Below are 25,545 nucleotides of genomic sequence, written 5' to 3'. Positions count from 1 at the left end.
AAGCTGAGTGAGCGCGCGCAGGTGGGCTACGCTCAAGCGCGTGTGGCTGGGTTATCTATTGTCCGCGGCGCTTAACGCGCTGCTGCATCTACCGCTGCTGCTGCGGCTGATGTGGCGTAACCGCACCTCGCGCACCCCGCTGCCGCAGCACCCCGAGGTGATCATCACGCTCACCAGTCACGGTCGGCGGTTGCGGTGGGTGCATTTGGCCATCGAGTCAGTGGCCCATGCCGGCCCAGTGGAGCTGTGGCTCGAACCGCGGGACTATGCCGCCCCGCGTCCAGCCGGCCTACAGCGGCTGTGCGATCGTGGCCTGCGCATCCGCAAGGCAGAACCGGGCTTGGGGCCGCACACAAAATATCTTCCCGCGGCGCGGGCCCATCCTGGGCGATGGCTTATCACCATTGATGATGATGTGCTCTATCTTCCCTGGTGCGTGCCTCGGCTTATCGACGCCGCCCGGCCCCACCACATCACCGCTCACCGCGCCCACCGCATCAGGCTGAACAACCAGCGCATCGCCCCCTATAGCCAGTGGCGGCCGGTGCGTAGCACCGATGCCTCTCTGCTGCACGTGGCCACTGGGGTGAGCGCGGTGTGCTATCCGCCGCGCTTCGTGCACACCCTCGCCCAGCTGAGCAGACAGGATCTTGGGGCGAGTCTGCGCTGTGATGATCTTTTCCTGCACCACGCGGCCTTGCGTGCCGGCCTGCCCGTGGCGCAGGTACGCCCCAGACCTGCTCACTTTCCGCTGCTTCCCTCCGCGGCGTGGCGGCCGTTGGTGCGCAGCAACCTATCTCGTGGCAACGATGCCGCTATCGCCCAGCTCTATAGCGTCGAGGACGTGCAGCAGCTGGGGCGGGCTCTAGGCTAAAACAGCCGAGGTTAAAACAGCCGAGCCACAGCCCGCCTATCCACCTTGCCGGGACCAGTGGTGGGTAGGGCATCGACCCGCAGTAACTGCTTGGGCAGCTGCCAGCGGGGTAGGTGATCGAGTGCCTCGATGATCTCGCCCACGCGTGCGCTGCCGGAGTAGGCGGCCACGATCGCCTGGCCCAGCCGGGCGTCGGGAATACCGGTGACGCAGGCACTATCCACGCCTGCGATATTGAGCAGCTCCTGCTCCAGTACCTCGGGGTGCAGTTTCAACCCGCCGGAGGAGATGATCGCATCCAGCCGCCCGGTCACGTGCAGCACGCCATCGCTGATATAGCCGCAATCGCTGGTAGAAAACCACCCTGGGTGGGCGAAGGCGTCTGTCTCCTTCGCCCCCACATTGCGGTAGCCGCGGGCCACCATCGGCCCGCCGAGGTGAATGCGTCCTTGCGTGCCGGTGAGCTTCACCGAGGCCCATTCGATAGGCACGCCATCGTAGATGCAGCCGCCGGCGGTCTCCGAGGAACCATAGGTGCACACCACCGAGATCCCGAGGCGCTTCGCGGCCGCGCGGGTGCTGTCGGTGGTGGGTCCGCCGCCGATGAGGATGGCGTCGTAAAGCCGCAAAGCCTCGATGCCCTGCAAGGACTCTAAGGCCTTGTGCAGCTGATTGGGGACGAGCGCGGTGTAGAGCGGATCATCACCGCCTGTGCGCCGGGCTTCGGCGGTAGCGCTGGCGAAGGCGGTGAGGTTAAAGCCGCGGGAGACGTCGAGGACAGTGGGGGTGGTCTCGGCGAGGATGCTGCGCACGAGCACCTGGATGCCGGCGATGTGGTGAGCGGGTAGAGCCAGCACCCACGACCCGGGCCCATGCAGGGCGTTGTGGGTGGCCACCGCCGAGGCGGCGAGGTTTTCCCCGCTGAGCAGCGCCCCCTTCGGTGTGCCGGTGGAGCCGGAGGTAGACATCACCAGCGCCACCTCCGGATCGATCGGCTCGCCCACGCGCATGGTGCGGGCCAGTTGCTGCGCCCGGGCGCGATCCGCGGCAGGCAGGGGCAGCAGGCTGCGTTCGCCGGCGAGTGCGGCGGCAAGATCGGGCAGGATCGCGGCGGGATCAGCGGGTGAGACGGGCAAGGCTTCCAGCATGAATCTCATGGTAGCCGCTTGAAAAGGTGACAGACCCCGCTGGGAGCTAATAGGCGGCCAGGGAGGAAGAGTGGGCGTCGACGCGCGTAATGCCTTGGATGGCGGGGAAGGCGCGCTGGGCGCAGTCGGTGCGCGCGCACACTCGGCAGCCGGGTCCGATCGGCACGGCGGCCGCGGGGGTGGATACCGGCATCGAGTCGAAGTACACCATGCGTCCGGCGTGGCGGGCCTCGCAGCCAAGCCCGATTGCGAACTCTTTGCCGCGCTGCTCGAAGGTGCCATAGCGGTGGCTGACGGTGCGGGCCACCCATACATAGGTGCGGCCATCGGGCATGGAGGCGAATTGACGCTGCAGATGGCCGGGACTGGAAAAGGCCTCATAGACATTCCACAGCGGACAGGTGCCGCCCGAGTGGGTGAAATGAAATCCCGCAGCGGAGAGCCGCTTGGACATATTGCCAGCGCGGTCCACGCGGATAAAGGTGAAGGGAATCCCCCGCAGCCCAGGCCGCTGCAGGGTGGATACGCGGTGGCAGATCGTTTCGAAGCCTAAGCCGGTGTAGCTGGCCAGATACTCCAAGTCATACCGGGACTTTTCCACCCGCTCATGGAACTCGGTGTAGGGCAAGAGCAGCGCCGCTGCGTAGTAGCTGGCCAAACCGCGCAGCGCCAGCAGCGTGGATTCGTGGGTGGTGAACTCGGCTTCGTCGACAAGCTGGTGCAGCTCAGGGCCGATTTCGAGATAAGCCAGCTCACTAGCAATGCGAAAGGCCTGTTGGCCGGGGCTGATCAGAGTGGAGATCTCCAGGGTGGAGGTGCTGGGGTCAAATCGGTGCAGGGTGCTGCTGGCGGTGGTGGGCACCACTGTCACCCCGTGAGTCTCGGTGACATACCGGTGCAGCGCCGCCAGGATGCTGGGGCTGGTGTTCAGGCTCAGCCCCAGTGTGTGGTGGAGCTTTTCGGCGGCGGTGTCGAGGCTGTGAAAGTAGTTGTTATTGGCGTGGATGAAATCCCGCACCTGCTCATGTGGCATGTCCAGCACATCGCCGGGCTGGTCATTGATTTCATCGGCGTGGCTGCGGTGATCGGTGAGCAGCGAGAGTTTATCGCGAATGCTGCGATAGCGCCGGTGCATATCCACAATTGTTTTGGCCACGGCGGGGTGATCGGCGACGACCTCCGAGAGTTCCGCGAGATCCACCGGTTGGGACACAAGTTCTTTATCGGCGATCACGTCTTTTACTTCGGCGAGGAGCCGCGAATCGTCCTCGCGAGAAAAGAAGGTGGCATCAATTCCGAATGCCTCAGTGATTTTCGAGAGCACCGAGACGGTGAGCGGGCGCACATCGTGTTCAATTTGATTGACATACGAGGCTGAAAGCCCGAGGGTGTCCGCAAGGGATGCCTGGCTGAGATCCCGTTCTCGTCGCAGTTGCCGCAACCTAGAGCCCACGTATGTTTTTCCCATAGAGACATAATAGGTGAGCGGGGTCACTATAACCGGATCGGTACCCACCTGCTGGACAGGGCCGCCCCACCCGCGTATTCGGGGTGCTGGGCTGAGCGATCTCTCGCTTATCGACGCCCACCTATGGGTGTGGTGCCCGCGCATCGGGCCCGCGAGCGCCGCCGGCGCTGCCGGATCCTGCCCGCGACCTTTGGGGCTGTGAGCTGCAATTATGGGGAAGGTGGGCGGTGGGTAGTGTGGTAAAGGGGGATGGAAGATGTGGGGCAGATTTCCGCCTGAGTGGAGCCTGAATTAAGAACCAAAAATGTTGCGTAATTTAGGATCGCGAAAGTGCCCCCAATAGGGGTTGATTGTGAGAATTGGGGTAAATGTGAATCTCGAAACGGCCCGTCGACCGCGTAGGCTGAAAGAGGAATGAGAATTCGCAGTGAACTGCCATAACGGCCCCGCAGCACACTTCTTCTGAAGGCGAGCCTAACCTAAAACACTTCTCATGCGCTAGTTCTGGCGATGTGAGTTGGGTCACCCACTTATGGAGCGAGTGGTTCTGCCTGTGAAAACGGCCGTAAGGTATTAGCGACACTGGAGGTGCCATGACTGTTAAATATGACGACCGTGACGCAATCGCGCACGGCAAAATCACTGAAAAACCACTTCGCGAGCGGCCGGGTTATCCCACCTGGGCCGTGAAGCTCACGATGGCGATCACCGGCCTGATCTTTGCTGGATTCGTCGTTGTTCACATGGTGGGTAACCTGAAGATCTTCTTGCCGGATCATGACGGCCGCCCCGCAATCGATGAGTACGGCGAGTTCTTCCGTACCGTCGGTGAGCCCGTTATGCCTTATGGATCCGTGCTGTGGATTCTGCGCATTATCCTGCTGGTGGGCATCATCCTCCACATCTGGGGAGCCTTCACCATTGTGGGCCGCGCTCACCAATCCCGCGGCAAGTTCCGCCGCACCAACAAGATGGGCGGTCTGCAGAGCTTCGCTACGCAGACCATGATCGTCACCGGCATCGTGCTGCTGGCCTTCATCATCTTCCACCTTTTGGACTTGACCATTGGTGTCCAGCCGGCGGCATCCTCGGCCTTCGAGCACGGTGAGGTCTATGCCAACGTTGTGGCGACCTTCAGCCGTCCCGCCGTGGCCATCTTCTACATCATTGCTCAGCTCTGCCTGTTCCTGCACCTCACTCACGGTATGTGGGTGGCAGTGAGCGACCTGGGCATTGTGGGTAAGCGCTGGCGTGCCGTGCTCTCCTTCATTGCTTACCTTGTTCCCGCCATCGTCCTGATCGGCAACGTGCTGATCCCCGTCGCAGTCCTTGCGGGCTGGATCAGCTAAGGATTCCAGGAGAGTTAAGTTCCATGAGTAAAGAAATCGATACGTCCTTCCTCGACAACTTCGAGGCTCCTGCCTCCGTAGTGGAGGGTGTCTCCCTCGGCTCGGTCCTCAACGACCAGGCACCGCACGGCGTGGTTCCCACCAAGGACATGTGGGAATACCAGAAGGACCACATGACGCTGGTCTCCCCGCTGAACCGCCGCAAGTTCACCGTGATCGTGGTGGGCACCGGCCTCTCCGGCGGCGGCGCCGCTGCGGCTCTCGGCGAGCTGGGTTATAACGTCAAGTGCTTCACCTACCACGACGCCCCGCGTCGTGCGCACTCCATCGCCGCCCAGGGTGGTGTGAACTCCGCCCGTGGCAAGAAGGTGGACAACGATGGTGCGTACCGCCACGTGAAGGACACCGTCAAGGGTGGCGACTACCGCTGCCGCGAGCATGACTGCTGGCGTCTGGCTTATGAGTCCGTCCGTGTGATCGACCACATGAGCGCCATCGGCGCTCCCTTCGCCCGCGAGTACGGCGGCACCCTAGCCACCCGTTCCTTCGGTGGTGTGCAGGTCTCCCGCACCTACTACACCCGTGGTCAAACCGGCCAGCAGCTGCAGCTTTCCGCTGCCTCCGCGCTGCAGCGCCAGATCCACGAGGGCACCGTGGAGATCTTCACCCACAACGAGATGGTTGATCTGATCATCAACGAGCGTGAGGGTGGCAAGCACTGCGATGGCGTTGTGATGCGCAACCTCATCACCGGCGAGATCAAGGCCCACACCGCCCACGCTGTGGTGTTGGCTACCGGTGGTTACGGCAACGTCTATCACATGTCCACGCTGGCGAAGAACTCCAACGCTTCTGCCATGATGCGTGCCTACGATGCGGGCGCCTACTTGGCTTCCCCGTCCTTCATCCAGTTCCACCCGACCGGCCTGCCCGTGAACTCGCACTGGCAATCCAAGACCATCCTGATGTCGGAATCGCTGCGTAACGACGGCCGCATCTGGTCCCCGGTGACGGAGAAGGACGACCGCGATGCCAACAGCATCCCCGAGGAGGAGCGCGACTACTTCCTCGAGCGTCGCTACCCGGCATTCGGTAACCTCGTGCCCCGCGACGTGGCCTCCCGTGCGATCTCCCAGCAGATCAACAAGGGCCTCGGTGTGGGACCGCTGCACAACTCGGCCTACCTGGACTTCCGCGACGCCATCCAGCGTCTCGGCGAGGACAAGATTCGCGCCCGTTACGGCAACCTCTTCACCATGTACGAGGAGGCCACCGGCGAGAACCCCTACAAGGTGCCGATGCGTATTGCCCCCACCTGCCACTTCACCATGGGTGGTCTGTGGACGGACTTCAACCTGATGACCTCGGTGGACGGCCTCTTCGCCGCCGGCGAGTGTGGTTGGACCTACCACGGCGCTAACCGTCTGGGCGCCAACTCGCTGCTCTCGGCCTCTGTGGACGGCTGGTTCACCATCCCGTTCACTGTTCCGAACTACCTCGGCGAGCACCTCGGCAAGGAAGTTCTCTCCGCCGACTCTCCGGAGGCTAAGGCCGCCGTGCAGCGCGCAGAGGACCGCATCTCCACCCTGATGAACGTCAAGGGCGAGCACGGCCCGGAGTACTTCCACCGCCAGCTCGGTGAGATCCTGTACTTCTCCTGCGGCGTGTCCCGTAACCAGCGTGACCTGGCCGACGGCATCGAGAAGATCCGCGCCCTGCGCAAGGAGTTCTGGGCCAACGTCAACATCCCCGGCAAGGCCGATGAGATGAACCAGGTGCTGGAGTACGGCCTGCGCGTGGCCGACTACATCGACCTCGGCGAGCTCATGTGTGTTGACGCTCTTGACCGCGACGAGTCCTGCGGCGCGCACTACCGCGAAGATCACCTCACCGAAGACGGCGAGGCCCGCCGCGATGACGATAACTGGTGCTTCGTCTCCGCATGGGAGCCCGCCGGCGAGGGTAAGTTCATCCGCCACGCCGAACCGCTGTACTTCGAAGCCGTTCCGCTGATGACAAGGAATTACAAGTAATGAAACTGCATCTAGAGATTTGGCGCCAAGCTGGCCCAAACACCGAGGGACATTACGAGCCTGTCGAGGTTCCGGACGCTGTACCGCAGATGTCGGTCCTCGAGCTGCTCGACCACGTCAACTCCCAGTACGTTGAGGAAGGCAAGGAACCCTTCGCCTTCGCCTCCGACTGCCGCGAGGGTATCTGCGGAACCTGTGGCCTGATGGTCAACGGCCGCCCGCACGGCCCCCTGAAGAACACCCCTGCCTGCCAGCAGCGCCTGGTGGACTTCAAAGACGGCGACAAGCTGCAGATCGAGCCGATGCGCTCCGCCGCGTACCCCGTGATCAAGGACATGGTGATCGACCGCTCCGCCCTCGATCGCGTTATGCAAAAGGGTGGCTATGTGTCCATCAACGCGGGTACCGCGCCTGATGCCGACACCATGCACATGAACTACGAGGACAACGAGTTCGCACTGGACCACGCAGCCTGCATCGGCTGCGGTGCCTGTGTAGCCGCCTGCCCGAATGGTGCCGCCCACCTGTTCACCGGCGCCAAGCTGGTGCACCTGCGCATGATGCCGCTGGGTAAGGAAGAGCGCGGTCGCCGCGCCCGCAATATGATTGACGAGCTGGAGACCAACTTCGGGCCCTGCTCCCTGTACGGTGAATGTGCCGACGTGTGCCCGGCCAGCATCCCGCTGACCGCTGTGGCGTCCATCAACTATGAGCGCGCCCGGGCTGCATTCTCGGCCAAGGATCACTAAGCTGATTCTTAACATTTGCTTAACTTGAACGAAAGGCAAGGGTATGTCTGCGAAGAAGGTTTCGGACGCACAGCTGCGTATCGAGGACAACTACATCGAGGGCTATGATCCCGTCAGCTTGGAGGCGCCGCACTCCTCCCTGCTCAAGGGTTCTACCTGGTGGGGTATGGGGTTCATCCTCTCCTCGATCGCATTCTCCGGCATCATTCTCTTCGGTCTGGCCGCCGGCTCGGTGGACTCCCAGCCCGAGGCACACACCTACACCATCGTTGGTGTGATCGCCACGGCCGCAGTGCTGCTCTTCGGTATCGCCCTGGTGGTCTACGGCCGCCGCGATTACAAGGCGTACGTCAAGCGCACTGGCCGCCACAACTAGCACGCTGACATACCCTCAGCCTCGTTCAGTATCTCCGCCGCCGAGCGTTCCACAGCAATGTGGCGCTGGTGGTGTGAGCGTCTGACGCGGGTGAAGCGTCAGCGCAGAAGTGAGACATCAAGCCGCCGCAAGCGACATCCATGAGGATCGTTGAGTGCGGCGGTTTTTGCTACGCCTACACACGCCGCGGAGAGGAGGTGCCCATGTCCGATCGCACCCGCTGGATCATTCTCATTGTTCTCATCACCATCCTCACCCTGCTCGTCGGAGTGCGCTTTATCAGCACAGGCATGTCCATGCTTTAAACCATCGCCACCGCCGTGTACCCGCGGGGATAATGCCTGTGCACTGCGCGCATCTCGCTACATGTCTGAGGCGTGCGCTATAGTGCAACAGTTCACCCCGCCCCCGGTGAAGACGGGGGTGGCTTACATTTCTACCTACCCGAGAGTGACAACACCCATGGGACGACACTCGATGAGCCCAGCCGATACCCAGGCACAAGCCCCTGCCGATACTGCCCCGAGCCGGCTCGCCGTGCCCGGCCCCTCCCCAGAAGCCGAGGCCGAGCGTCGCCGCAGCTTGCGCGCCCACAAAGCCATCGCAACTGGCCTCTTGCTTTTCGCCACCCTGGTGTATTTGCTCTGCCGCTGGATGGAGGGGCAACCGGGGCACACTGCCACCTGGGTGGGGTTCGTGCGCGCCGCCGCCGAGGCCGGCATGATTGGTGGTCTCGCCGACTGGTTCGCGGTGACGGCCCTGTTTCGTCGTCCCCTGCATTTGCCGATTCCGCACACCGCGATCGTGCGCAATAAGAAGGACCAGATCGGTGAGTCCCTAGCGGGCTTTGTGGGCGATAACTTCCTCAACGCCGAGCTCATCACCGAGAAGGTCTCCCAGGCACGGATTCCCGAGCGCATCGGCGAGTGGCTGGTGGCCGAGGGCAATGCCGAGCGCACCTCCGCCGAGGTAGGCCGGTTGATCTCGGCGATCGTGCGGGAGCTGGATCCTGCCGAGGCCGAGGCCATTATTCAACGCGGCCTCATCGACCGCCTCGCCGAGCCGGAGTGGGGGCCGCCCGCTGGCCGGATCCTTGAGGGGCTCATCGAGGAGGGCAAAACTGAACCGGTGGTGGATGCGGTGGCCGCGTGGGCTGATAAGAAGGCGCGGAGCTCCGAGGCGTTCATCGATCGCCTCCTCGGGGAGCGTGCCCCCAGCTGGGCGCCGCGTTTTGTTAATGATCTCGTCTCGGACAAGGTCTATCGCGAGCTCACCACCTGGACTGCCGCGGTGGCCAGCGATAAGAATCACGAGGCCCGCCGGGAGATGCGCCGCGTAGTGGCTAAACTTGCCCAGGATTTGCAGCACGACCCAGAGACCATCGCCAAGCTGGAGAGCTGGAAGGTGGATGTGCTCGCATCCAGCGCCATCCAGGGTGCTCCGGCGGCGATCTGGCGCGGTGCCTCCACCTCCATTGTGGAGGCAGCGGAGGATCCGGACTCGGTGCTGCGTACCAAGATCGCCGGTGCTGCCCGCGAGTGGGGCCACAATATCTGCACCGATGAGCAGCTGCGTAACTCCCTCGAGCGCCGCATCACCGACGGCGCCGCCTTTCTCGCCGACAACTACGCAGATGAGATCACCGGGATCATTTCCGAAACGATCGAACGCTGGGACGCCGATGAGGCCAGCGACAAGATCGAGCTCATGGTGGGCAAGGACCTGCAGTTTATTCGCCTCAACGGCACCATTGTGGGCGCGCTTGCCGGCGTGACCATCTACTCCCTGTCCCACCTGCTATTCGGTGCCCTCTAGGCGCCGGTTCACTTCGCTATTTACCGCCCTGTCGGCTGCATGCAGTCGGTAATGTGGGTGGAACAACGCCCGACTGTTCTTTAAGGAGCCGAGGTTGATATCGCTGATAACCATGATCCTGTATTGGCCGGTGTCCATCGCTGGCGCGATTGGTGCCGTGCAGATCGCCGGTACCCGTCCGGATGCCTTCGATGCGGCCGACCGCAAGGATAAGTGGACGTGGTTCGGCATGGTGCTCGGCTCCGCCCTCGCCACATTTATCGGTTTTCCGATCCTCAGCTGGGTCGGCATCGTGGTGATCGGCGTCTACTGGTGGGATGTACGCCCGCAGATTAAGAGCATCCTCAACGGCGAGTACTACTAGCGCCGTAGGGTGCTTATCGACGCCACCTCGCACCCATTCACACCCACCCCTTGTCCGCAGCCAGCTTATAGGCTTCGAAGCGATTAGCCCCGCCGGTTTTGGCAATCGCGGAGCTGAGATAGTTGCGCACCGTTCCCGGGGCTAGGTGCACGGCCGCGGCGAGCTGATCCACGCTGCTGCCTTCGGGGACGAGTTCAAGCAGCTGTTGTTCGCGCGCGCTGAGCGGGTTGGGGGCGGCATCGAAGGCGGCCGCGGCCACGCTGGAATCGATGTAGCGTCGTCCCGCATGCACGGCTCTAATGGCGGCCCCGAATTCCTCGGCGGTGGCTGTTTTCGGCAAAAACCCCGACGCGCCCGCCGCGAGCGCTTGCCTTAAACCCTTGGGCTGGCTGTGGCTGGTGACGATGAGCACGGCCAAGCCGAGACCGGTGAGTTCTTCGGTAGCGGCGATCCCATCGATACCAGGCATGTGCAGATCCACCACGCAGACGTCCACGGGATGCACTCGTACCCAGTTGAGCAACTCCTCGGCAGAAAAACAGGTGCTGTGCACCTCGAGATCAGGCTCGAGGGAGAGCAGGGTGGCTAGGGAGGTGGCGATGAGTGTTTCATCATCGGCGATGGCCACGCTGATGCTGGATGTGTGTGTCATGAGTTATCGCTTTCCTCGGGGCAGTTCCACCGCATCGCTGCGCTGACCCGCTGGTGTGGCTGCTGGTAAAGCTCGACAGTGATGCCCAGTGGGGCGCAGCGCTGACGGATTGCGGCGAGTCCGGACAATGGGCCCAGCGGGCCAGTGGCGCCGTCGTTGGTCATGGTCACCGACTGCGGGGTGAGCTCTACGTCGACATGGCGGGCGTGAGAGTGCCGCAGCACATTAGTGGCGGCCTCGCGAATGAACCACGCGAGCATGGAGTGATCGGCGGTGTGTGCGGCAAGATCTGCAAGATCGCCGCGCACATTCACTGTGATCCCGGCGCTACTGAGTAAGTCCCGAGCGCTATCGAGCTCGGTGGCGGGATCGACGGTGCGATAGCCCCGCACCACCTGGCGCATGTGCTCGGAGGAGTCGTGGATCAAGGCGTGCAGTTGGTGCAGTTCCTCCCGGAGACGGGGATCGTTCTTCTCCGCGAACGCGGCAGCAAGTTGAGTTTTCACAGACATTGCGGCGAGCTGATGGCCGAGACTATCGTGCAGCTCTTGGGCGATGCGCAGCCGCTCCTGGGAGAGCTGGAGCGCGGCCTCTACATCGTGCACTCGCCGCTGAGCTTTAAACACATCGAAGGTCCAGCGTGAACACCACGTGGTGAATTCCCCGAGCAGGGGCCAGATGAGCACGAGCCACCCCATGTGTGTGGCGACTGGAATCAGCAGTGCCGTGAGTATGAGGGCGAGGATCGCTGGCTGCTTCGTCCACGGCACCAGCGCATAGCTTGCGCACACCGTGCAGCTAAACCACACCACTAGCGCAATGCCCTGGCCGGTGTCTCCACCGAGTGAGAGTAGGACCGCGCTGAGCGCTATGGCGCAGCAGACGCTGATGACTCCCCAACGGGTGCAGAGATGAAACAGGCGCCGCTGCTTCGCGCTGGTGTGCATCCGCAAGGCTGGGGCGAGCCACAGTGCCCCAGCGCAGAGGGCGACAATGGGCAGCGTAAGCAGATAGGAGAGAAGCACCGGCCAGGTTCCCGAGGTGCGCACAAGAAAGCTCGCAGTGGGCGGAGTGCTCAGCGCCACTACAAACAGGGGCATGGGCACCAGTACCGCGCGGGTGACCACCGACAGTGCAGCGGGGGTGCGGATGAGGGAGTTCATTTAAGGCCTTATTCTACCGGTGGCTGATCCAACCATAGGTGGGCGCTGATCTGTAGTTCTAGCGGTTGTCCCAGCGCATGACACGTGGCACCAGTAGCACTAGTGCGACACACCACGCCATAAGGATCAGCACAGTCATGCCGCCGGAGCTGAACGTCTCGGCCAGGTTCATGGTCGCGGCCTCGGAGTTGAGAGGATCGCTCTGCCCTGTCCAGCCTAGGTGGACGAGGTCGAGAAGAGCACCGAAGGGGTTGCGGGCTGCGATGAGAGCCAGCGGATCGGGGAGGAAACCTCGGAGAGTGGGAATCGAGAGCATGCCGAGAACGATGACGGGCATCGAGGTCACCTGAGCAGCCTCGGCATTGGAGGTATAAGCCGAGGTGATCAGCGCAAGCGCAGCGGCGAGCACCACTCCGCCGAGGATAGCCACTAGGTAGAAGAAGACATTGATCGGTAGTGCGGAGCCGAGTGCCACGCACAGAACGCCGCCGAGCACGCTAGCGAGAATCGCGAAGAGGGAGGAGGGAGTGCAGATTGCGAGGAGGATCTCGCGGTCGCTCGCCTCGCCGGTGCGCAGCCGAGTGAGCACGCCTTCATCCCTGCGGGTCGTGGCCATCGAAAGTACGGAGTAGTACACCACAAACACGATGGCCATCAGCACGAGCATCTGCAGTGCTGTGGATGCGAGCGCGCGGGAATCTGCCGCTGACTCGGCGCCAGAGATGGATCGAAAAAACAGCACGGGGATCACCAGCAGTACGAAGGCGGACATAAAGAGGATCACCTTGTTGCGGCGGAATTGAATCCACTCGGCGCGGGCGAGCGACACTAAGCGGCGCGGGGTGCGAAGCGCGGAGGTGGCGGTGGTCATCGTGGGTTCTCCTTCGTGGTGGTCTGCTGCAGTGGGCTGGTATCGCCGGCGATCTGCATGAATACCTGGTGCAGGCTGGCGGGTTGGGCGGTGAAATCCTGCACGCCGAGGTGCTGCTGGTGGGCATGGGAGAGCACCGTGTAGGCATCTTCTTCGAGGTGAGTGGTCTCTATGCGTACCTCTGACCCGTGGGTGGTGCTGGTGCCGCGGATGCCGTCGATAAGCACGGGCGTGTGCTCAGGGGCGCAGGTGAATCTGATGGTGGAAGGCACGGTGGCAACAAGGTCGCTGAGGCTGCCGTGGAGGTGAATCTCGCCGCGATGCATGATGGCAATGCGATCGCACAAGGCCTCGGCCTCTTCCAGGTAGTGGGTGGTGAGCACCATGGCCATGCCATTGGCGTTGAGCCGCTGCAGTAGCTGCCAGGTGCGCTGGCGCGATTCGGGATCAAGCCCAGTTGTGGGCTCGTCGAGGAAGAGCAGCTGCGGATCCCCGATGAGGGCGCAGGCGAGATCGAGGCGCCGCTGCTCGCCGCCAGAAAGCGATCGAACACGTGTATCGGCTCGGTGCTGCAGATCAACATCGCCGAGGACAGCGGCTGTGGGGCGGGGAGTGGAACAGGTGCCGCGCCACATACGGAGAGTTTCCGCCACGGTGAGCTCGTGCGGCAGCCCACCGGATTGCAGCATGATGCCCACGCGAGGGCGCACTTTCGCCCGATCGGTGCGGGGATCAAGCCCGAAGACTCGCACCGTGCCGGCGGTGGGGCTGTTGAGTCCTTCCAGCACGGACAGGGTGGTGGTTTTGCCCGCGCCATTGGTGCCGAGCAGCCCAAAGACCTCCCCGCTGTGGATATCGAAGCTCACATCTTTCACTGCAACGAACTCCTCACCGCGCGACAGCGGTGAGCGAGAGGATGTGCGATAGCTGCGCCGCAACCCGCAGACCTGCACTATCGGCTCAGAAGTAGGAGAGTGTTGTGTCGTCATGGCTTTCACTATCCGCTGGTGCGAGGCGCTGGAGTAGTGTGCTTTGCCACCGGTGTGCATGACATCTGTCATCAGCAGGCTCACAAACATCTCGGCGCTGGCCACCAGCCCTGGCGCAGCAGATGATCGGCTAGCCTAGGTAGCCATGACATGGTTGATGGCCCTCGATCCGGGGGTGAGTGACGAGGATATCCGCGCCCGTATGGATGCCGCGGCCAGCTCGGGGGCTGGCGCCGTGGTGATCCCACCGCACAAGCTGCACCTTGCGCAGTATGCGCAGCTGCCGGTGCTGTCCACGGCTGGGTGGCCGAGCGGCAATCACGCCCCGCTGATCAAGGCGAGCGAGGCGCGGCTGGCGGTGCAGTCCGGGGCGGAAGGAGTGCTCGCCATGCTTGACCAAGCCGGCGATGAGTCTCATTTCTTCGCCGAGGTAGCGCTACTCAGCGAGGCCGTGCCCGAACCCGCCGGGCTATGGATCGTGCTCGGGCCTGAAACTGATCCCGCACAGCACGAAGCCCGCGCCACGCAGGCACGGGCTATGGGAGTGCGGGGAGTGATCACCACCGCAGAGCTAAGCGGCTGCGGCCGGCTTTACACGGACACGGTAGAGATTTAGAGCTGATCCTGCAGGCTGTTGAGGTCCACGTTATCGCCCACCGCGGTCACGCGCAGACCATTGTCTACCACCTCAGCCTCGGTGATCTGGAGGTCTACCGTGGCCTCGGCGACAGCCACCTGCAGGGCGCGGCCAATTTCCTGGGAGAAGGCGTCGGGAAGCCGCACGGTGCCTACCTCGATGCTGTCCACATGAAACTCCAACTGGTTGGAGCCCACCTGCGGGGTGAGCGTCATGGTGGCGAGGCCATCGTTGATCAACACCCGCACCGTGTTGCCGGTGGTGTCGATGTCGGTGACCTCAATGAGATCGGCGAAGAAACTGCCGCCGCTGCGCTCTGCCTTCGTACGCTGCGCCATGGCCAGCAGATAATCATCCGGCAGGATCGCATCGGCCACAAAGTGCTCGGCCATGAGGCGCTCGCCGCGGATATTGAGCTTGTCAATATCCACCGTGGCCTCTGGGGTGCCGGTGACATGAGGCTTATCCGGGTGAGCCTCGGTAGCCATGATTTGAAGGGTGTTGTCGGTGGTGACGGTGAGATGATTGACGGTGCCGGTGGCGGCACCGAGCAGCAGCGGGGAGGCACCGAAGCTCACCGAGGAGCCGGGCACCTCATCAGTGATGCGCTTACCCACATAGAAGCGGGTTCCTACCTCGGCCACCACCGCGATCACCAGCACGGCGAGGAGCACACCAACAAGGATTTTCATAGGGGAGTTCTTGGACCCAGAAGAAGCAGACACCTGTATCAGTGTGGTCGAAAAAACAAGCGCGGGCAACTAGCCCCACGCCCGGATCGGGCTGGCGCCGGGCGGCATCGGGCGGCTCTAACACGCTCGGTGAGCGACTTTATCTCGCCCAGCAGGCGGCGGGCTGGCGCAGCGAGCCACAGCCGCGAGCTAGCGCAGCGGGCTATCCCAGCGAACGCGGCGCCACGGCGGCGAAGTCCACGGTAACGAGGTTGTCTCTTACTCCGCGCCGCCACCCGTGCAGGGGATACTGGCGGGCGAGGGTGTCCAATGCGTGGCGCCAGCGGATGCGCGGGCCAAAGCTGGACCACCCAGCAGCCTGCTCCCAAGCGGCATCGGCGGCGCGCAGGAACTCATGGATGGGCTCGCCGCTCACATTGCGGTGAATGAGGATCTTCGGTAGTCGCTCCGCCACCTCCGAGGGCCTATCTGTGTGGTGCGGATCCCATGCCAGGGTGAGGGTGCGGGGGCCGTGGCGATCGAGCAGTACCCAGCAGCTGCGCCGTCCCAGTTCATCGCAGGTCCCCTCCACGAAGAACCCGCCGGGGGCGAGCCTGTCGCCCACCGCCTGCCACACGTCGAGAACATGGCCGGCATCGTATTGGCGCAGCACGTTAAAGGCACGCACGAGGTGTGGGCGGTAGCCGGCAAGCTCGAAGCCTCCGAGCTCGAAACGCACTCCGTCTCGCGGGGGCAGCACCCGCGAGGGCTCGATCTCGAGGCCCACCACCTCAATATCTGGACGGGTGCGGCGCAGCCAGCGGGCCCACTCGCAGGTGGTGGTAAAAGATGCCCCGTAGCCGAGATCGATAGCTAGGGGAGACTCCGCGGAACGCACAAGCCTGCGCACCTCGGGCTGGTAGTGCATCCAGCGATCGAGTTTGCGCAGGCGATTATGTCCAGTGGTGCCTCGCGTGACCACGCCCACCGGCCCGGTGGTGGGGCGGTGAAGGGCATGGGAGGCGAATGCGAGATTGTGCGCGTGGTCAGCCATGATGTGTCTCAGCGCTCTGCGCGCACGGCGTCTCGGAGCATTCTGTGCAGTTTAGGAGTGCGAGGAGATCCACTCTTCGGTGAGCTTCGCCTCGTTGGCGAGCAGCTCACCCACGGCGTCAGCCACCTTGGGCTCGATAGCAGGCCCCATGAAGGGGATGTCCACGGTAATGACGTTGTTGTAGGTCAGGGTGGTGGAGGAATCATCGCCACTGACGGCGATCTCGCCCTCAAAGTCCACCGGAGCGCCCTTAACATCCGCGGTGTAGGAACCCTCGGTAGAGGTGCCCTCGAGAGCCTTGTAGGTGACTACGCGCTTGATCTTGAGTGCCTGGCTGATCATGGCGCTCACAGCCTCCGGCAGCATATCGGTGGGCATCACCTCGTAGAGCACGGCCTTGGCGCCGTTATCGTCGGCAGTGAACTCGTGCACCTCGCCCGGCTCGGGGGACAGAGTGGCGGTGTTGTGATCCCAATACGCCTTATCCGCAAACGCAGCGTAGACATCTGCGGGTGGGAAATTAATGGTCACGGTGGTAGTTGTACGAGTAGCCATGGACTTAAGACTACCGTTAGAGGGGTGAGTGACTCGACTATCACCCCTAATTACTCCCAGTTGGCATCGAAACTTGCTGCGTGTGAGGGCCTTTCGCTCCAAGATATAGCATTGGCGGATCTCACCACGCTGCGCCTTGGCGGGCAGCCTCGCCTCACTGCCGTGGCCTCCACCCCCGAGGCGGCAGTGCAGGCCCTGCGGCTATGCGACGCCGCCCAGGTGCCCGTACTAGCCATCGGTGGCGGCTCCAACCTCGTGGTGGCGGACGGCCCCCTTGAACTGGTGGCTGTGGTCATGGACTTCGACGAAGTGCGCGTAGACGCAGACAGCGGCATCGTGCGTGCCGAGGCCGGCGCGGTGTGGGACGATGTGGTGGCGGCCAGCGTAGAGGCTGGTCTCGGCGGAATTGAGTGTCTCTCCGGCATTCCCGGCTCGGCCGGGGCCACCCCCGTGCAAAACGTGGGGGCCTACGGCGCAGAGATCGCCGATGTGCTCACTCGGGTGCGCCTCTACGATCGGCACAGCGACACGGTGGAATGGGTCGAGGCCAGCGCCCTCGAGCTGTCCTATCGCTACTCCAACCTGAAGTTCACCCAGCGCGGGCTGGTGTTGGACGTGGAAATGCGCCTGAGCACCGACGGCCTATCCGCCCCGCTGCGCTTCGGCCAACTCGCCCGCGAGCTCGGAGTAGCGGAAGAGGAAGACACCCCGCGCCGGCCGGTCGCTGAGGTGCGCACGGCAGTGCTGGCGCTGCGGCGGGGCAAGGGCATGGTGCTTGACGACGCCGACCCCGACACCTACTCAGCCGGGTCCTTCTTTACTAACCCCATTATCGATTCCGCCGATGTGGACACCGTGCGCGCCAACGTGGCGGCGCTGGTGGGCGACGAAGAGGCAGCCCAGATGCCCGTGTTTGCCAGCGGTGAAGGCCGAGCCAAACTCTCCGCCGCTTGGCTGATCGAGCGCGCCGGGTTCCACCGCGGCCACCCGGGGCCAGACGCCCCCGCCCGGCTGTCCACTAAGCACACTCTTGCGCTGACCAACCGCGGGTCCGCCACCTCGGCAGAGCTGGTGGCATTGGCCCGCGAGGTGCGCGACGGGGTGCGCGAGCGCCTCGGCGTGACATTGGAACCAGAGCCCATTTGGGTGGGTGTGGGCATCGACGACGTGTGATTTCACCCCCTCGTGTCGGGGTGAAACCTTAGAATGGCGAAAACACCGCACGATGCTACGGCGTGGCGTTATGGCCGCGATAGGGAAGTGAGTGATCTTCGATGAGCAACACCGGCAATTCCGGCGAACAGTTCCGCCGTTTCCGCGATCCGCAGGAGCAGGCGAGCCATGAGCACACTGATCCGCCCACCCAGGTGATGCGGCCGGTGCAGCAGAACTACTCGCCGGACGCGGATTTTGCCGCCCCAGCCGGTGCGGGCGCAGCAGCGGGCGGTTATGGCCCGCCCAGTCACTACGGACCGCCGCAGCAGCCGCATCCGCCCCAGTCCCCACCGCCGCAGCAGCCACAACAGCCGCAGGAGGGTAAAGGGAACAAGACTCCCGTTGTGATCGCGGGCGTGGTGGTGCTGTGCGCATGCGTGCTTGGTGCAGCGGTGGTTCTCGGACAAGTTTTTAGCGGTGGCAGTGAACAGGAGGATCCCTCGGAGGCAGCTGCCACCGGCGCTGAGGAAGAGGCAGTAGAGACTGTGATCGAGACGATCACGGAAGAAGAGACTCCCTCCGGGTCGTCCACTTCGAGTTCTTCCTCCACGAGCACATCGTCCCGGGCTCCTCAGCCGCGGGACCATTTCCGCCCCAATGGCACCCTTGCCGGTTCCACTGGGACCTTCGACTTTTACACGGGCAGCTCTGTTACCAGCGAACCTTTCGCCGCCGAGGTAGCCAAGCAGATGCGCTCTCATGCACACGCCACGGACGTTCTCACGATTAAGGCGACATCGCCGGTCACGCACACGACATACACCATGAAGTGCGTGCCGCAGAAGTCCGACGGCTTCACGTGCCGCGGTGGCGATAACGCCGTGGTGCACCTCGTGCGCAAGTAGCCGAGGCACACAAGGCAGGAAGAAAGCCCCGCGGCAAGCAAGTGCGCGGGGCTAGGGGTAGGGCGCAGCTGGGGCTGCGCCTTGAGGGGAAGCTAGAACTCGTTTTCGCTGCCGTAGCGCTCCACCAGCAGCTGCTGCACATCGCGGCGCCGGATCTTGCCCAGCTGGTCGCGGGGGAGCTCCTCGAAGTGGTAGAACACGCGCGGCACCTTGTAGCGGGTGAGGTTCTTGCGGCAGAACGCCTTGAGGGAGTCAGGGTCCAAGGTGGCGCCCTCGGCCAAGGTGATTGCGGCGGTCACATTTTCCGATCCATCGCCGCGGGGCATACCCACCACGGCGCAGTCGGTGACATCCGAGTGACCCTGCAGCACATCCTCTACCTCGGCGGGATAGACATTGAATCCGCCGGTGATGATCATTTCCTTCAGGCGAGAGACCAGCTTCACGAAGCCGTCCTCGTCCATGAATCCCACGTCACCGGTGCGGAACCAGCCATTGTGGAAGGCAGCCTCGGTGGCTTCTTTGTTGTTCAAATACCCAGCGAAAATCTGGGGGCCGCGGGCGAGCACCTCGCCCTCCACGCCATAAGGCTGGGTTTCGTCCAGATTCTCTGGGTTGGCGATGCGGATCTCGGTGTCGGGGAAGGGAACCCCCACATAGCCGGGGCGGCGATCGCTCGTCATCGGGTTACCAATGAGAATCGGGGAGCACTCGGTGAGACCATAGCCCTCCACGAGGCGGCCGTTAGTGTATTCCTCCCAGGCCTGCACCACAGATACTGGCAGAGTGGACGCGCCAGAGAAGGCATTGCGGAAACAGCTGATATCGATGCCGGTTTCCTGCGAAGCCTCCACAATCCGCTCGTAGAGGGTGGGAACGCCCGGCAGCCAGGTGGGCTTCTTTTTCTTCACCACATCCATAATCAACTTTAGATCAGGTGACGGCAGCAGCAGCACCTGCGCGCCCACGAAGAACGCGAGCGTGGCCACCATCGTCATGCCATAGGCGTGGAACATCGGCAGTGCGGCAAGCATGCGCTCCTCGTGCTCACCGAGGCCCTCCACCCACGACTTGCCCATGAGCAGGTTAGCGAAGAGGTTGCCGTGAGTGAGCTGCGCGCCCTTCGGCCGACCGGTGGTGCCCGAGGTGTAGAGAATGAGTGCCACAGTCTCGGGCGTGACATCGGGGCAGGACTCGAGCTCTGCGCCATCGCCACCGATCACCGGATCCAGCAGGGTTTCCCACGGAATCGAATTGCGGGCGGGGGCGGAAAGCTGCTTGCGGGTTTTGCGGATCGACGGCAGCGGCACGCGCAGGGCCATGCGCTTGACCAGCGGCATCGCATTGATCATGTTCACCGACACGATCGTTTCCAGCGAGGTAGAGCCGCGCAGCGACTCCAGCACGCTGGCGGCCTTATCCCAGCAGATCGCCACATGGGCGCCGTGATCAGCGAAGGGCGGCTCCAGCTCGTGGGAGGTGTAGAGAGGGTTGTGCTCCACGACGGTGGCTCCGAGCTTGAGAACCGCATAGAACGCGATGAGGTGCTGCGGGCAGTTCGGCAGCATGATGGCAACACAGTCGCCCTTGCGCACACCCAGTGCCCGCAGGCCGGCGGCACAGGCACGCACCTGGGTGTCGAACTCGCTAAAGGTCAGGGACTTACCGAAGAAGTAGGTGGCTGGGCGGCCGCCGTTGATCTGCAGATTGTTGTCATACAGATCCAGCAGGGTGGTCTCGCCATAGTCCAAAGTGTGGGGAGTCCACTCGGCGTAGTACTTCAGCCACGGCTTCGAACCGGGTTCCGGGGTGGTGGTGTGGTCGGTCATGGTGGAGATGAGCTCGCCTTTCGATCAGCGTGGCGTCGAAGTGAGAGATTCGGACGTCTCTTCTGGGCGTATCGAGGTCAGGTTGCCAACAGTATAACGATGAATCCCTCATGTTTAGTGTGGGAGGGGGCACCGTGTGTTCTTATCTGAATCTTAACTGGGGGCCGCGCCGGGCCGCACCTTTCACGCTCATCGGTGGTGTCGTTCGTGGCGCGGCAGGGTGGGGAAGGGGAGCGAGGGTGGCGTCGATAAGTGCCCTGAGCGCGCGGAAGAGATCTAGAATAAACACTTATGCGTATCGCGATGATTTCCATGCATACCTCCCCATTGCAGCAGCCAGGGCAGGGCGATGCCGGCGGCATGAACGTCTATGTCATGGCCACGGCCCAAGCGCTGGCGGATCAAGGCATGGAGATCGATATATTCACTCGGGCCCACCGCCCGAGCCAAGGGGAAATTGTGGAGGTGGGGCCACGGATTAGGGTGATCAATATTGTCGCCGGCCCCTACGATGGCTTGGCTAAGGAGCAGCTACCCACCCAATTGGCGGCCTTCGCCGGCGGCATGTTGGCGTTTGTGCGCTGCCACAAACTCTCCTATGACCTCATCCATTCGCACTATTGGCTCTCCGGCCAGGTCGGCTGGCTGCTGCGGGATCTGTGGGAAGTGCCGCTGGTGCACACCGCGCACACCCTCGCGGCGGTGAAAAACGCCCACCGCACCGCCGATGACACCGAGGAATCCGAGGCGCGCCGCATTTGTGAGCAACAAATTGTGGATAATGCCGACAGGCTCGTGGTCAATACCCTCGAAGAAGAGGACAATCTAGTCTCCTTTTATGATGCCGAGCGCGGGAAAATTGAGATTGTCTATCCGGGGGCCAATACCGATTTGTTCACCCCCGGTAATGATCGCGCCACCGAGCGGGCACGGCGTGAATTGGGATTGCCGTTCAATGCCAAAGTGATTGCATTTGTCGGCAGGCTTCAGCGTTTCAAAGGCCCCCATATTCTGTTGCAGGCAGTAGCGCGCATGCTCGAGCAGGAACCCGAACTCAATGTGCGTGTTGTGGTGTGCGGTGGCGCCTCCGGGCCTAATGCCACTGGCGAGGAGTACTACCGCATGGCCGATAGCCTCGGGATTGGCCGCGTGGTGCGTTTCCTTGAGCCGCGTCCGCCCTCGGAACTGGCCACGGTGTTCCAAGCCGCCGATGTGGTGGCCGTGCCGAGCTATAACGAATCCTTCGGGCTGGTGGCTATGGAGGCCCAGGCCACGGGCACGCCGGTGGTGGCGGCGCGCGTCGGCGGGCTGCCTATTGCGGTGCGCCACGGCGAGACGGGCCTGCTCACTGACAGTCACGAAATCGAGGAGTGGGCAGAGGCGCTGAGCACCATGGTCACCGACGATGTCACCCGCATCCAGATGGGAGAAAACGCTCGCGAGCATGCCCTGAACTTCTCGTGGGCGGCCTCGGCGGAGCGGCTGCTGACCGTGTACTCGGAGGCTTTGAACTCCCCGGTGGATCAGTGCGCCCCGCGCAAGGCGCACGGCTAGCAGCTGCCCTAGTTTCCGGTGGGGCGGCAAGAGCCCACAGCAGGGTGTGTGAATGTGGGGCACTCAATAGCTGGAGCACACGGCGATGATCTCCTCAGCGTGGCACAATGGTGAGCATGACTGGAAAGCTAATTCTTCTCCGCCACGGCCAGAGTGAATGGAACGCCTCCAACCAGTTCACCGGCTGGATGGATGTCAACCTCACCGACAAGGGTCGCGAGGAGGCGCAGCGCGGTGGGCAGCTGCTCAAGGAGCAGGGTGTCCTGCCTGATCTGCTCTACACCTCTTTGCTGCGTCGCGCGATCAACACCGCCAACATCGCTCTCAATGCTGCTGACCGCCACTGGATTCCCGTGATCCGTGACTGGCGCCTGAACGAGCGCCACTACGGTGCACTGCAGGGTCTGAACAAGGCAGAGACCAAGGATAAGTACGGCGATGAACAGTTCATGGCGTGGCGTCGTTCTTATGACACCCCGCCGCCGGAGCTGGATGATGATTCCGAGTACTCCCAGGCTGGGGATCCGCGCTATGCCGATCTGCCCGCAGTGCCGAAGACTGAGTGCCTGAAGGATGTTGTGGAGCGTTTCGTTCCCTACTTCGAGGAAGAGATCCTGCCGAAGGCCAAGGAAGGCAAGACCGTGATGCTCGCCGCGCACGGCAACTCCCTGCGCGCGCTGGTCAAGCACCTGGACAACATCTCCGATGAGGAGATCGCTGGGCTGAACATCCCCACCGGCATCCCGCTCGTTTACGAGCTCGACGCCGACGGCACGGTGCTCAATCCCGGCGGCACCTATCTGGACCCGGAGGCTGCTGCCGCCGGAGCCGCCGCCGTGGCCGCCCAGGGTGGTAAGTAACCCCCACGCTAGAGAGCCTTATCCGTCGCCCCGCTGCTGTCTGCCCCCACGGCCAGGTCCTCGGGGCGGACGCCGCATAGGGTGAATGGTGAGTGCAATCTAGGATCAAGCCCGTAGTGCCCAAGCCCGCAGTGTCAAAGCCCGAGGTGGCTGAGCGCGCACTGCGGGCTTTGGCGTGGCGTACCATGCCCGCTGCCCCCGCATCGCGGTAGTGGTTGCTGCTCGCATAGCGGCGGCCCCCAAACTGTGCTTGGGTGGGACACAAGACCAGCGTCTAGGAGACATTGCGCGACGGTGGCGGCCGAGAGTGCCTGCGCGGTCGCGTGGAGTGTCGCATGAGCCCACACTCTTCGCGTGTGGGGTGAGAGAAGGCCAACGCATGTTTATTGTCGGAATCATCGTGGGAGTCATCGGGGCTCTCGTGATGATGCCGCTTGCTCGTTTCTTGCGCCGCTGGGCGCAGCGCCGCCGCGAGGCCGACACGATCACTGATAATCGCATCACCACGATCTCGCAGGTGCTGCACTTAACCGTGCAGGGATCGCCGACAGGGGTGGCGGTGATTGATCGCAGTGGCTCGGTGGTGCTGTCCAATGTGCCTGCCCACGAGATGGGCATTATTCATGAGCACACGGTCAACACCCAGATCTGGGCATCGGCGCTCGAGGTCTTCGCCGACCAAGACGCCCGGGTAGTCTCCCTCGAGCTGCCCCGCCGGCTCGCCAGCCGAGTCTCCGCGGTGGATGCCACGGTGGCGCCCTTGACTCTCACGGATGAGCGTTTCGTGGTGGTCTATTCCACCGACGAGTCGGAGCATGTGCGCATGGAATCGGCGCGCCGCGACTTCGTGGCCAATGTGAGCCACGAGCTAAAAACCCCAGTGGGTGGGATGGCGCTGCTGGCGGAGGTGCTGCTCAACTCCGCGGATGATCCTGAGTCGGTGCTGCACTTCGGCGAGCGTCTGCTCAACGAGGCACACCGCATGTCCTCGCTTATTAATGAGCTCATTGCGCTGTCGAAGCTGCAGGGCGCAGAAAAGTTGCCCGATATGAAGCCGGTATCGGTGGATGAGGTGATCGATGAGGCGGTGCGTCGTAACAAGCTGGCGGCGGATGCCGCCGGCATCGAGATCATGCGGGATATGCCCTCGGGCGTGCAGGTGCGGGGAGATAGCACCCTGCTGATTACCGCCATCACCAATCTCATTGTGAATGCCATTAATTACTCCCCAGAGTCCACTCCTGTGACGATCTCGCAGAAGGTGGTGCACTCTCCCGGTGGGGAGCGCACCGTGCAGGTGCGGGTGACCGATCGCGGTATCGGCATTTCGGAAGAGGATCAGCAGCGCGTATTTGAGCGTTTCTTCCGCGTGGATAAGGCCCGTTCGCGCCAAACCGGAGGCACCGGTTTGGGGCTAGCGATTGTTAAACATGTCACCGCAAATCACGGGGGATCGATTAAACTGTGGTCTCAGCCGAACATTGGGTCGACGTTCACCCTCGAGCTTCCCGTCTTCGATGCCCGGGATAGCGGAGAGGGTGAGCCGCTGACGTCTGAGGCTCCAGCGCTTCCCGCCGATACAACGGTTGCAGCGCCCAAGCGCCCAAAGCTCCCCCGCCGCCCGCGTGGAGGGGGACGTGGGCGCCGCGGTGTCGAGCAGCATCCGGCTGTGCGGCAGGACAGTGTGATGGATCATGTGGGAAGTAGTAGCGCGTCCCCACAGCAGGGTGCGCGCGATGAAGGCAGCAGGCGGAAGGATGGCACTGAGTAACCATGACGCGCATTCTCATTGTTGAGGACGAAGAATCGCTCGCAGAACCTTTGGCATTCCTGCTGGCGAAGGAGGGCTTTGAGGTGGTAACCGCCTCCGATGGCCCCTCGGCGCTGGTGGAGTTTAATAACAACGATATCGATATCGTTTTGCTGGACCTCATGCTTCCCGGGATGTCCGGCACCGATGTGTGCAAGCAGCTGCGCCAGAGTTCGCAAGTACCGGTGATCATGGTGACGGCGCGCGACTCCGAGATCGATAAGGTAGTGGGCTTGGAGCTCGGCGCCGACGATTATGTGACCAAGCCGTATTCCTCCCGCGAGCTCATTGCCCGAATCCGTGCCGTGCTACGCCGCGGCGGCGAGCGGCCTGCCGAGGAGGAATTCGATGAGCAGGTACTCAAGGGTGGCCGAGTGCGCATGGACGTGGAATCGCACACTGTCACCGTGGACGGCGAGGAGATCGCCCTGCCCCTGAAGGAGTTCGATCTCTTGGAGTATCTCCTGCGCAACGCTGGACGGGTACTCACCCGCTCCCAGCTGATCGATCGGGTGTGGGGTGCGGACTATGTGGGCGATACCAAAACCCTCGATGTGCACGTCAAACGCCTGCGCTCGAAGATCGAAGAGCAGCCATCCAAGCCGCGATACCTCATTACTGTGCGCGGCTTGGGCTACAAGTTCGAGGCATAGCCCCTCAGCGC

The 25,545-nt window shown here is 63.0% G+C and carries 24 protein-coding genes; 14 read left to right on the top strand and 10 right to left on the bottom strand.

The window, feature by feature from the left end:
• The first annotated feature begins 7 nt into the window (after nucleotides 1-7).
• A complete protein-coding gene (locus tag CCICO_RS10355; RefSeq protein ID WP_301354560.1) occupies nucleotides 8-874 on the top strand; it encodes a glycosyltransferase in 867 nt (288 codons plus the stop codon).
• An 11-nt stretch (nucleotides 875-885) separates the two neighbouring features.
• Here the strand turns inward: CCICO_RS10355 and menE are convergent, their stop codons facing one another.
• Nucleotides 886-2,022 carry an o-succinylbenzoate--CoA ligase gene (menE, locus tag CCICO_RS10350; RefSeq protein WP_018019492.1) on the bottom strand — a complete coding sequence of 379 codons (1,137 nt, stop codon included), beginning with the start codon at nucleotides 2,020-2,022 and terminating at the stop codon, nucleotides 886-888.
• 46 nt (nucleotides 2,023-2,068) lie between these two features.
• Nucleotides 2,069-3,490, bottom strand: a complete 1,422-nt coding sequence (gene ramB, locus CCICO_RS10345) for an acetate metabolism transcriptional regulator RamB (RefSeq protein ID WP_026161406.1) — start codon at nucleotides 3,488-3,490, stop codon at nucleotides 2,069-2,071.
• A 593-nt stretch (nucleotides 3,491-4,083) separates the two neighbouring features.
• Here ramB and CCICO_RS10340 point away from each other — a divergent pair.
• From CCICO_RS10340 to CCICO_RS10315, 6 genes are all read left to right on the top strand, one after another.
• A complete protein-coding gene (locus tag CCICO_RS10340; RefSeq protein ID WP_018019490.1) occupies nucleotides 4,084-4,839 on the top strand; it encodes a succinate dehydrogenase cytochrome b subunit in 756 nt (251 codons plus the stop codon).
• A gap of 23 nt (nucleotides 4,840-4,862) precedes the next feature.
• Complete coding sequence (locus CCICO_RS10335; protein WP_301354557.1) at nucleotides 4,863-6,872, top strand: fumarate reductase/succinate dehydrogenase flavoprotein subunit; 2,010 nt, start codon at nucleotides 4,863-4,865, stop codon at nucleotides 6,870-6,872.
• Nucleotides 6,872-7,621, top strand: coding sequence for a succinate dehydrogenase/fumarate reductase iron-sulfur subunit (locus tag CCICO_RS10330; protein WP_018019488.1), 750 nt, complete (start codon nucleotides 6,872-6,874; stop codon nucleotides 7,619-7,621). Before CCICO_RS10335 ends, CCICO_RS10330 begins: the two co-directional genes overlap by 1 nt.
• A 43-nt stretch (nucleotides 7,622-7,664) precedes the next feature.
• Nucleotides 7,665-7,997, top strand: coding sequence for a hypothetical protein (locus CCICO_RS10325; RefSeq protein WP_018019487.1), 333 nt, complete (start codon nucleotides 7,665-7,667; stop codon nucleotides 7,995-7,997).
• A 477-nt stretch (nucleotides 7,998-8,474) separates the two neighbouring features.
• Complete coding sequence (locus CCICO_RS10320) at nucleotides 8,475-9,812, top strand: DUF445 domain-containing protein (RefSeq protein ID WP_018019485.1); 1,338 nt, start codon at nucleotides 8,475-8,477, stop codon at nucleotides 9,810-9,812.
• Nucleotides 9,813-9,906: 94 nt separating this feature from the next.
• Nucleotides 9,907-10,176: a DUF2516 family protein gene (locus CCICO_RS10315; RefSeq protein WP_026161404.1), complete on the top strand. Its 270-nt coding sequence runs from the start codon at nucleotides 9,907-9,909 to the stop codon at nucleotides 10,174-10,176.
• Nucleotides 10,177-10,213: 37 nt separating this feature from the next.
• Here the strand turns inward: CCICO_RS10315 and CCICO_RS10310 are convergent, their stop codons facing one another.
• Genes CCICO_RS10310 through CCICO_RS10295 form a run of 4 tightly spaced genes read right to left on the bottom strand, consistent with a single transcriptional unit; the run spans nucleotide 10,214 to nucleotide 13,851 of the window.
• Nucleotides 10,214-10,828, bottom strand: a complete 615-nt coding sequence (locus CCICO_RS10310; RefSeq protein WP_018019483.1) for a response regulator transcription factor — start codon at nucleotides 10,826-10,828, stop codon at nucleotides 10,214-10,216.
• Complete coding sequence (locus CCICO_RS10305; RefSeq protein ID WP_018019482.1) at nucleotides 10,825-11,991, bottom strand: sensor histidine kinase; 1,167 nt, start codon at nucleotides 11,989-11,991, stop codon at nucleotides 10,825-10,827. Before CCICO_RS10305 ends, CCICO_RS10310 begins: the two co-directional genes overlap by 4 nt.
• A gap of 58 nt (nucleotides 11,992-12,049) precedes the next feature.
• Nucleotides 12,050-12,862 carry an ABC transporter permease gene (locus CCICO_RS10300; protein WP_018019481.1) on the bottom strand — a complete coding sequence of 271 codons (813 nt, stop codon included), beginning with the start codon at nucleotides 12,860-12,862 and terminating at the stop codon, nucleotides 12,050-12,052.
• Complete coding sequence (locus CCICO_RS10295; protein ID WP_040357615.1) at nucleotides 12,859-13,851, bottom strand: ABC transporter ATP-binding protein; 993 nt, start codon at nucleotides 13,849-13,851, stop codon at nucleotides 12,859-12,861. Before CCICO_RS10295 ends, CCICO_RS10300 begins: the two co-directional genes overlap by 4 nt.
• Nucleotides 13,852-13,996: 145 nt before the next feature.
• On the opposite strand from CCICO_RS10295, the gene CCICO_RS10290 reads away from it, so the two are divergent.
• Nucleotides 13,997-14,467 (top strand): hypothetical protein, encoded by a 471-nt coding sequence (locus CCICO_RS10290; RefSeq protein WP_156809837.1) that lies wholly within the window; start codon nucleotides 13,997-13,999, stop codon nucleotides 14,465-14,467.
• On the opposite strand, the gene CCICO_RS10285 is transcribed toward CCICO_RS10290, so the two are convergent.
• The 3 genes from CCICO_RS10285 to CCICO_RS10275 form a co-directional block, all read right to left on the bottom strand.
• Complete coding sequence (locus CCICO_RS10285) at nucleotides 14,464-15,213, bottom strand: LmeA family phospholipid-binding protein (protein ID WP_156809836.1); 750 nt, start codon at nucleotides 15,211-15,213, stop codon at nucleotides 14,464-14,466. The two genes, CCICO_RS10290 and CCICO_RS10285, sit on opposite strands and share 4 nt — an antisense overlap.
• Before the next feature lie 169 nt (nucleotides 15,214-15,382).
• Nucleotides 15,383-16,213, bottom strand: a complete 831-nt coding sequence (locus CCICO_RS10280; protein ID WP_018019477.1) for a hypothetical protein — start codon at nucleotides 16,211-16,213, stop codon at nucleotides 15,383-15,385.
• A gap of 51 nt (nucleotides 16,214-16,264) precedes the next feature.
• Complete coding sequence (locus CCICO_RS10275) at nucleotides 16,265-16,768, bottom strand: DUF2505 domain-containing protein (protein WP_018019476.1); 504 nt, start codon at nucleotides 16,766-16,768, stop codon at nucleotides 16,265-16,267.
• Between the two features lie 24 nt (nucleotides 16,769-16,792).
• Here CCICO_RS10275 and CCICO_RS10270 point away from each other — a divergent pair, with 24 nt between their 5' ends.
• Entirely contained in the window at nucleotides 16,793-17,941 is a 1,149-nt protein-coding gene (locus CCICO_RS10270; RefSeq protein ID WP_083878288.1) for a UDP-N-acetylmuramate dehydrogenase, read from the top strand.
• Between the two features lie 101 nt (nucleotides 17,942-18,042).
• Nucleotides 18,043-18,828 carry a hypothetical protein gene (locus tag CCICO_RS10265; protein ID WP_018019474.1) on the top strand — a complete coding sequence of 262 codons (786 nt, stop codon included), beginning with the start codon at nucleotides 18,043-18,045 and terminating at the stop codon, nucleotides 18,826-18,828.
• Between the two features lie 92 nt (nucleotides 18,829-18,920).
• Here the strand turns inward: CCICO_RS10265 and CCICO_RS10260 are convergent, their stop codons facing one another.
• Nucleotides 18,921-20,657: a long-chain-fatty-acid--CoA ligase gene (locus CCICO_RS10260; RefSeq protein ID WP_018019473.1), complete on the bottom strand. Its 1,737-nt coding sequence runs from the start codon at nucleotides 20,655-20,657 to the stop codon at nucleotides 18,921-18,923.
• A 291-nt stretch (nucleotides 20,658-20,948) separates the two neighbouring features.
• Here CCICO_RS10260 and mshA point away from each other — a divergent pair, with 291 nt between their 5' ends.
• The 4 genes from mshA (at nucleotide 20,949) to CCICO_RS10240 (ending at nucleotide 25,534) form a co-directional block, all read left to right on the top strand.
• Entirely contained in the window at nucleotides 20,949-22,211 is a 1,263-nt protein-coding gene (gene mshA, locus CCICO_RS10255; protein WP_018019472.1) for a D-inositol-3-phosphate glycosyltransferase, read from the top strand.
• A gap of 116 nt (nucleotides 22,212-22,327) precedes the next feature.
• Entirely contained in the window at nucleotides 22,328-23,071 is a 744-nt protein-coding gene (locus tag CCICO_RS10250; protein WP_018019471.1) for a phosphoglyceromutase, read from the top strand.
• Between the two features lie 379 nt (nucleotides 23,072-23,450).
• The gene (locus CCICO_RS10245; protein WP_018019470.1) at nucleotides 23,451-24,842 is read left to right on the top strand and encodes a sensor histidine kinase; all 1,392 of its coding nucleotides are present in this window, start codon (nucleotides 23,451-23,453) and stop codon (nucleotides 24,840-24,842) included.
• 2 nt (nucleotides 24,843-24,844) lie between these two features.
• The gene (locus tag CCICO_RS10240; protein ID WP_018019469.1) at nucleotides 24,845-25,534 is read left to right on the top strand and encodes a response regulator; all 690 of its coding nucleotides are present in this window, start codon (nucleotides 24,845-24,847) and stop codon (nucleotides 25,532-25,534) included.
• Nucleotides 25,535-25,545: the final 11 nt, after the last annotated feature.

This window comes from Corynebacterium ciconiae DSM 44920, assembly GCF_030440575.1.
Classification (GTDB): domain Bacteria; phylum Actinomycetota; class Actinomycetes; order Mycobacteriales; family Mycobacteriaceae; genus Corynebacterium; species Corynebacterium ciconiae.
The sequence above is the reverse complement of the archived record's forward strand: the minus strand, read 5'-3'. Positions and strand labels throughout refer to the sequence as shown.

Excerpts from the sequence above, each read along its gene's own strand:
- CCICO_RS10275 (WP_018019476.1), bottom strand. The coding sequence starts at position 16,768 with ATGGCTACTCGTACAACTACCACCGTGACCATTAATTTCCCACCCGCA.
- CCICO_RS10240 (WP_018019469.1), top strand. The coding sequence starts at position 24,845 with ATGACGCGCATTCTCATTGTTGAGGACGAAGAATCGCTCGCAGAACCT.
- CCICO_RS10280 (WP_018019477.1), bottom strand. The coding sequence starts at position 16,213 with ATGGCTGACCACGCGCACAATCTCGCATTCGCCTCCCATGCCCTTCAC.
- CCICO_RS10305 (WP_018019482.1), bottom strand. The coding sequence starts at position 11,991 with ATGAACTCCCTCATCCGCACCCCCGCTGCACTGTCGGTGGTCACCCGC.
- ramB (WP_026161406.1), bottom strand. The coding sequence starts at position 3,490 with ATGGGAAAAACATACGTGGGCTCTAGGTTGCGGCAACTGCGACGAGAA.
- CCICO_RS10300 (WP_018019481.1), bottom strand. The coding sequence starts at position 12,862 with ATGACCACCGCCACCTCCGCGCTTCGCACCCCGCGCCGCTTAGTGTCG.
- CCICO_RS10335 (WP_301354557.1), top strand. The coding sequence starts at position 4,863 with ATGAGTAAAGAAATCGATACGTCCTTCCTCGACAACTTCGAGGCTCCT.
- CCICO_RS10290 (WP_156809837.1), top strand. The coding sequence starts at position 13,997 with ATGACATGGTTGATGGCCCTCGATCCGGGGGTGAGTGACGAGGATATC.
- CCICO_RS10265 (WP_018019474.1), top strand. The coding sequence starts at position 18,043 with ATGAGCAACACCGGCAATTCCGGCGAACAGTTCCGCCGTTTCCGCGAT.
- CCICO_RS10250 (WP_018019471.1), top strand. The coding sequence starts at position 22,328 with ATGACTGGAAAGCTAATTCTTCTCCGCCACGGCCAGAGTGAATGGAAC.
- CCICO_RS10310 (WP_018019483.1), bottom strand. The coding sequence starts at position 10,828 with ATGACACACACATCCAGCATCAGCGTGGCCATCGCCGATGATGAAACA.
- CCICO_RS10320 (WP_018019485.1), top strand. The coding sequence starts at position 8,475 with ATGAGCCCAGCCGATACCCAGGCACAAGCCCCTGCCGATACTGCCCCG.
- CCICO_RS10325 (WP_018019487.1), top strand. The coding sequence starts at position 7,665 with ATGTCTGCGAAGAAGGTTTCGGACGCACAGCTGCGTATCGAGGACAAC.
- CCICO_RS10330 (WP_018019488.1), top strand. The coding sequence starts at position 6,872 with ATGAAACTGCATCTAGAGATTTGGCGCCAAGCTGGCCCAAACACCGAG.
- CCICO_RS10295 (WP_040357615.1), bottom strand. The coding sequence starts at position 13,851 with ATGACGACACAACACTCTCCTACTTCTGAGCCGATAGTGCAGGTCTGC.
- CCICO_RS10340 (WP_018019490.1), top strand. The coding sequence starts at position 4,084 with ATGACTGTTAAATATGACGACCGTGACGCAATCGCGCACGGCAAAATC.
- CCICO_RS10245 (WP_018019470.1), top strand. The coding sequence starts at position 23,451 with ATGTTTATTGTCGGAATCATCGTGGGAGTCATCGGGGCTCTCGTGATG.
- mshA (WP_018019472.1), top strand. The coding sequence starts at position 20,949 with ATGCGTATCGCGATGATTTCCATGCATACCTCCCCATTGCAGCAGCCA.
- menE (WP_018019492.1), bottom strand. The coding sequence starts at position 2,022 with ATGCTGGAAGCCTTGCCCGTCTCACCCGCTGATCCCGCCGCGATCCTG.
- CCICO_RS10260 (WP_018019473.1), bottom strand. The coding sequence starts at position 20,657 with ATGACCGACCACACCACCACCCCGGAACCCGGTTCGAAGCCGTGGCTG.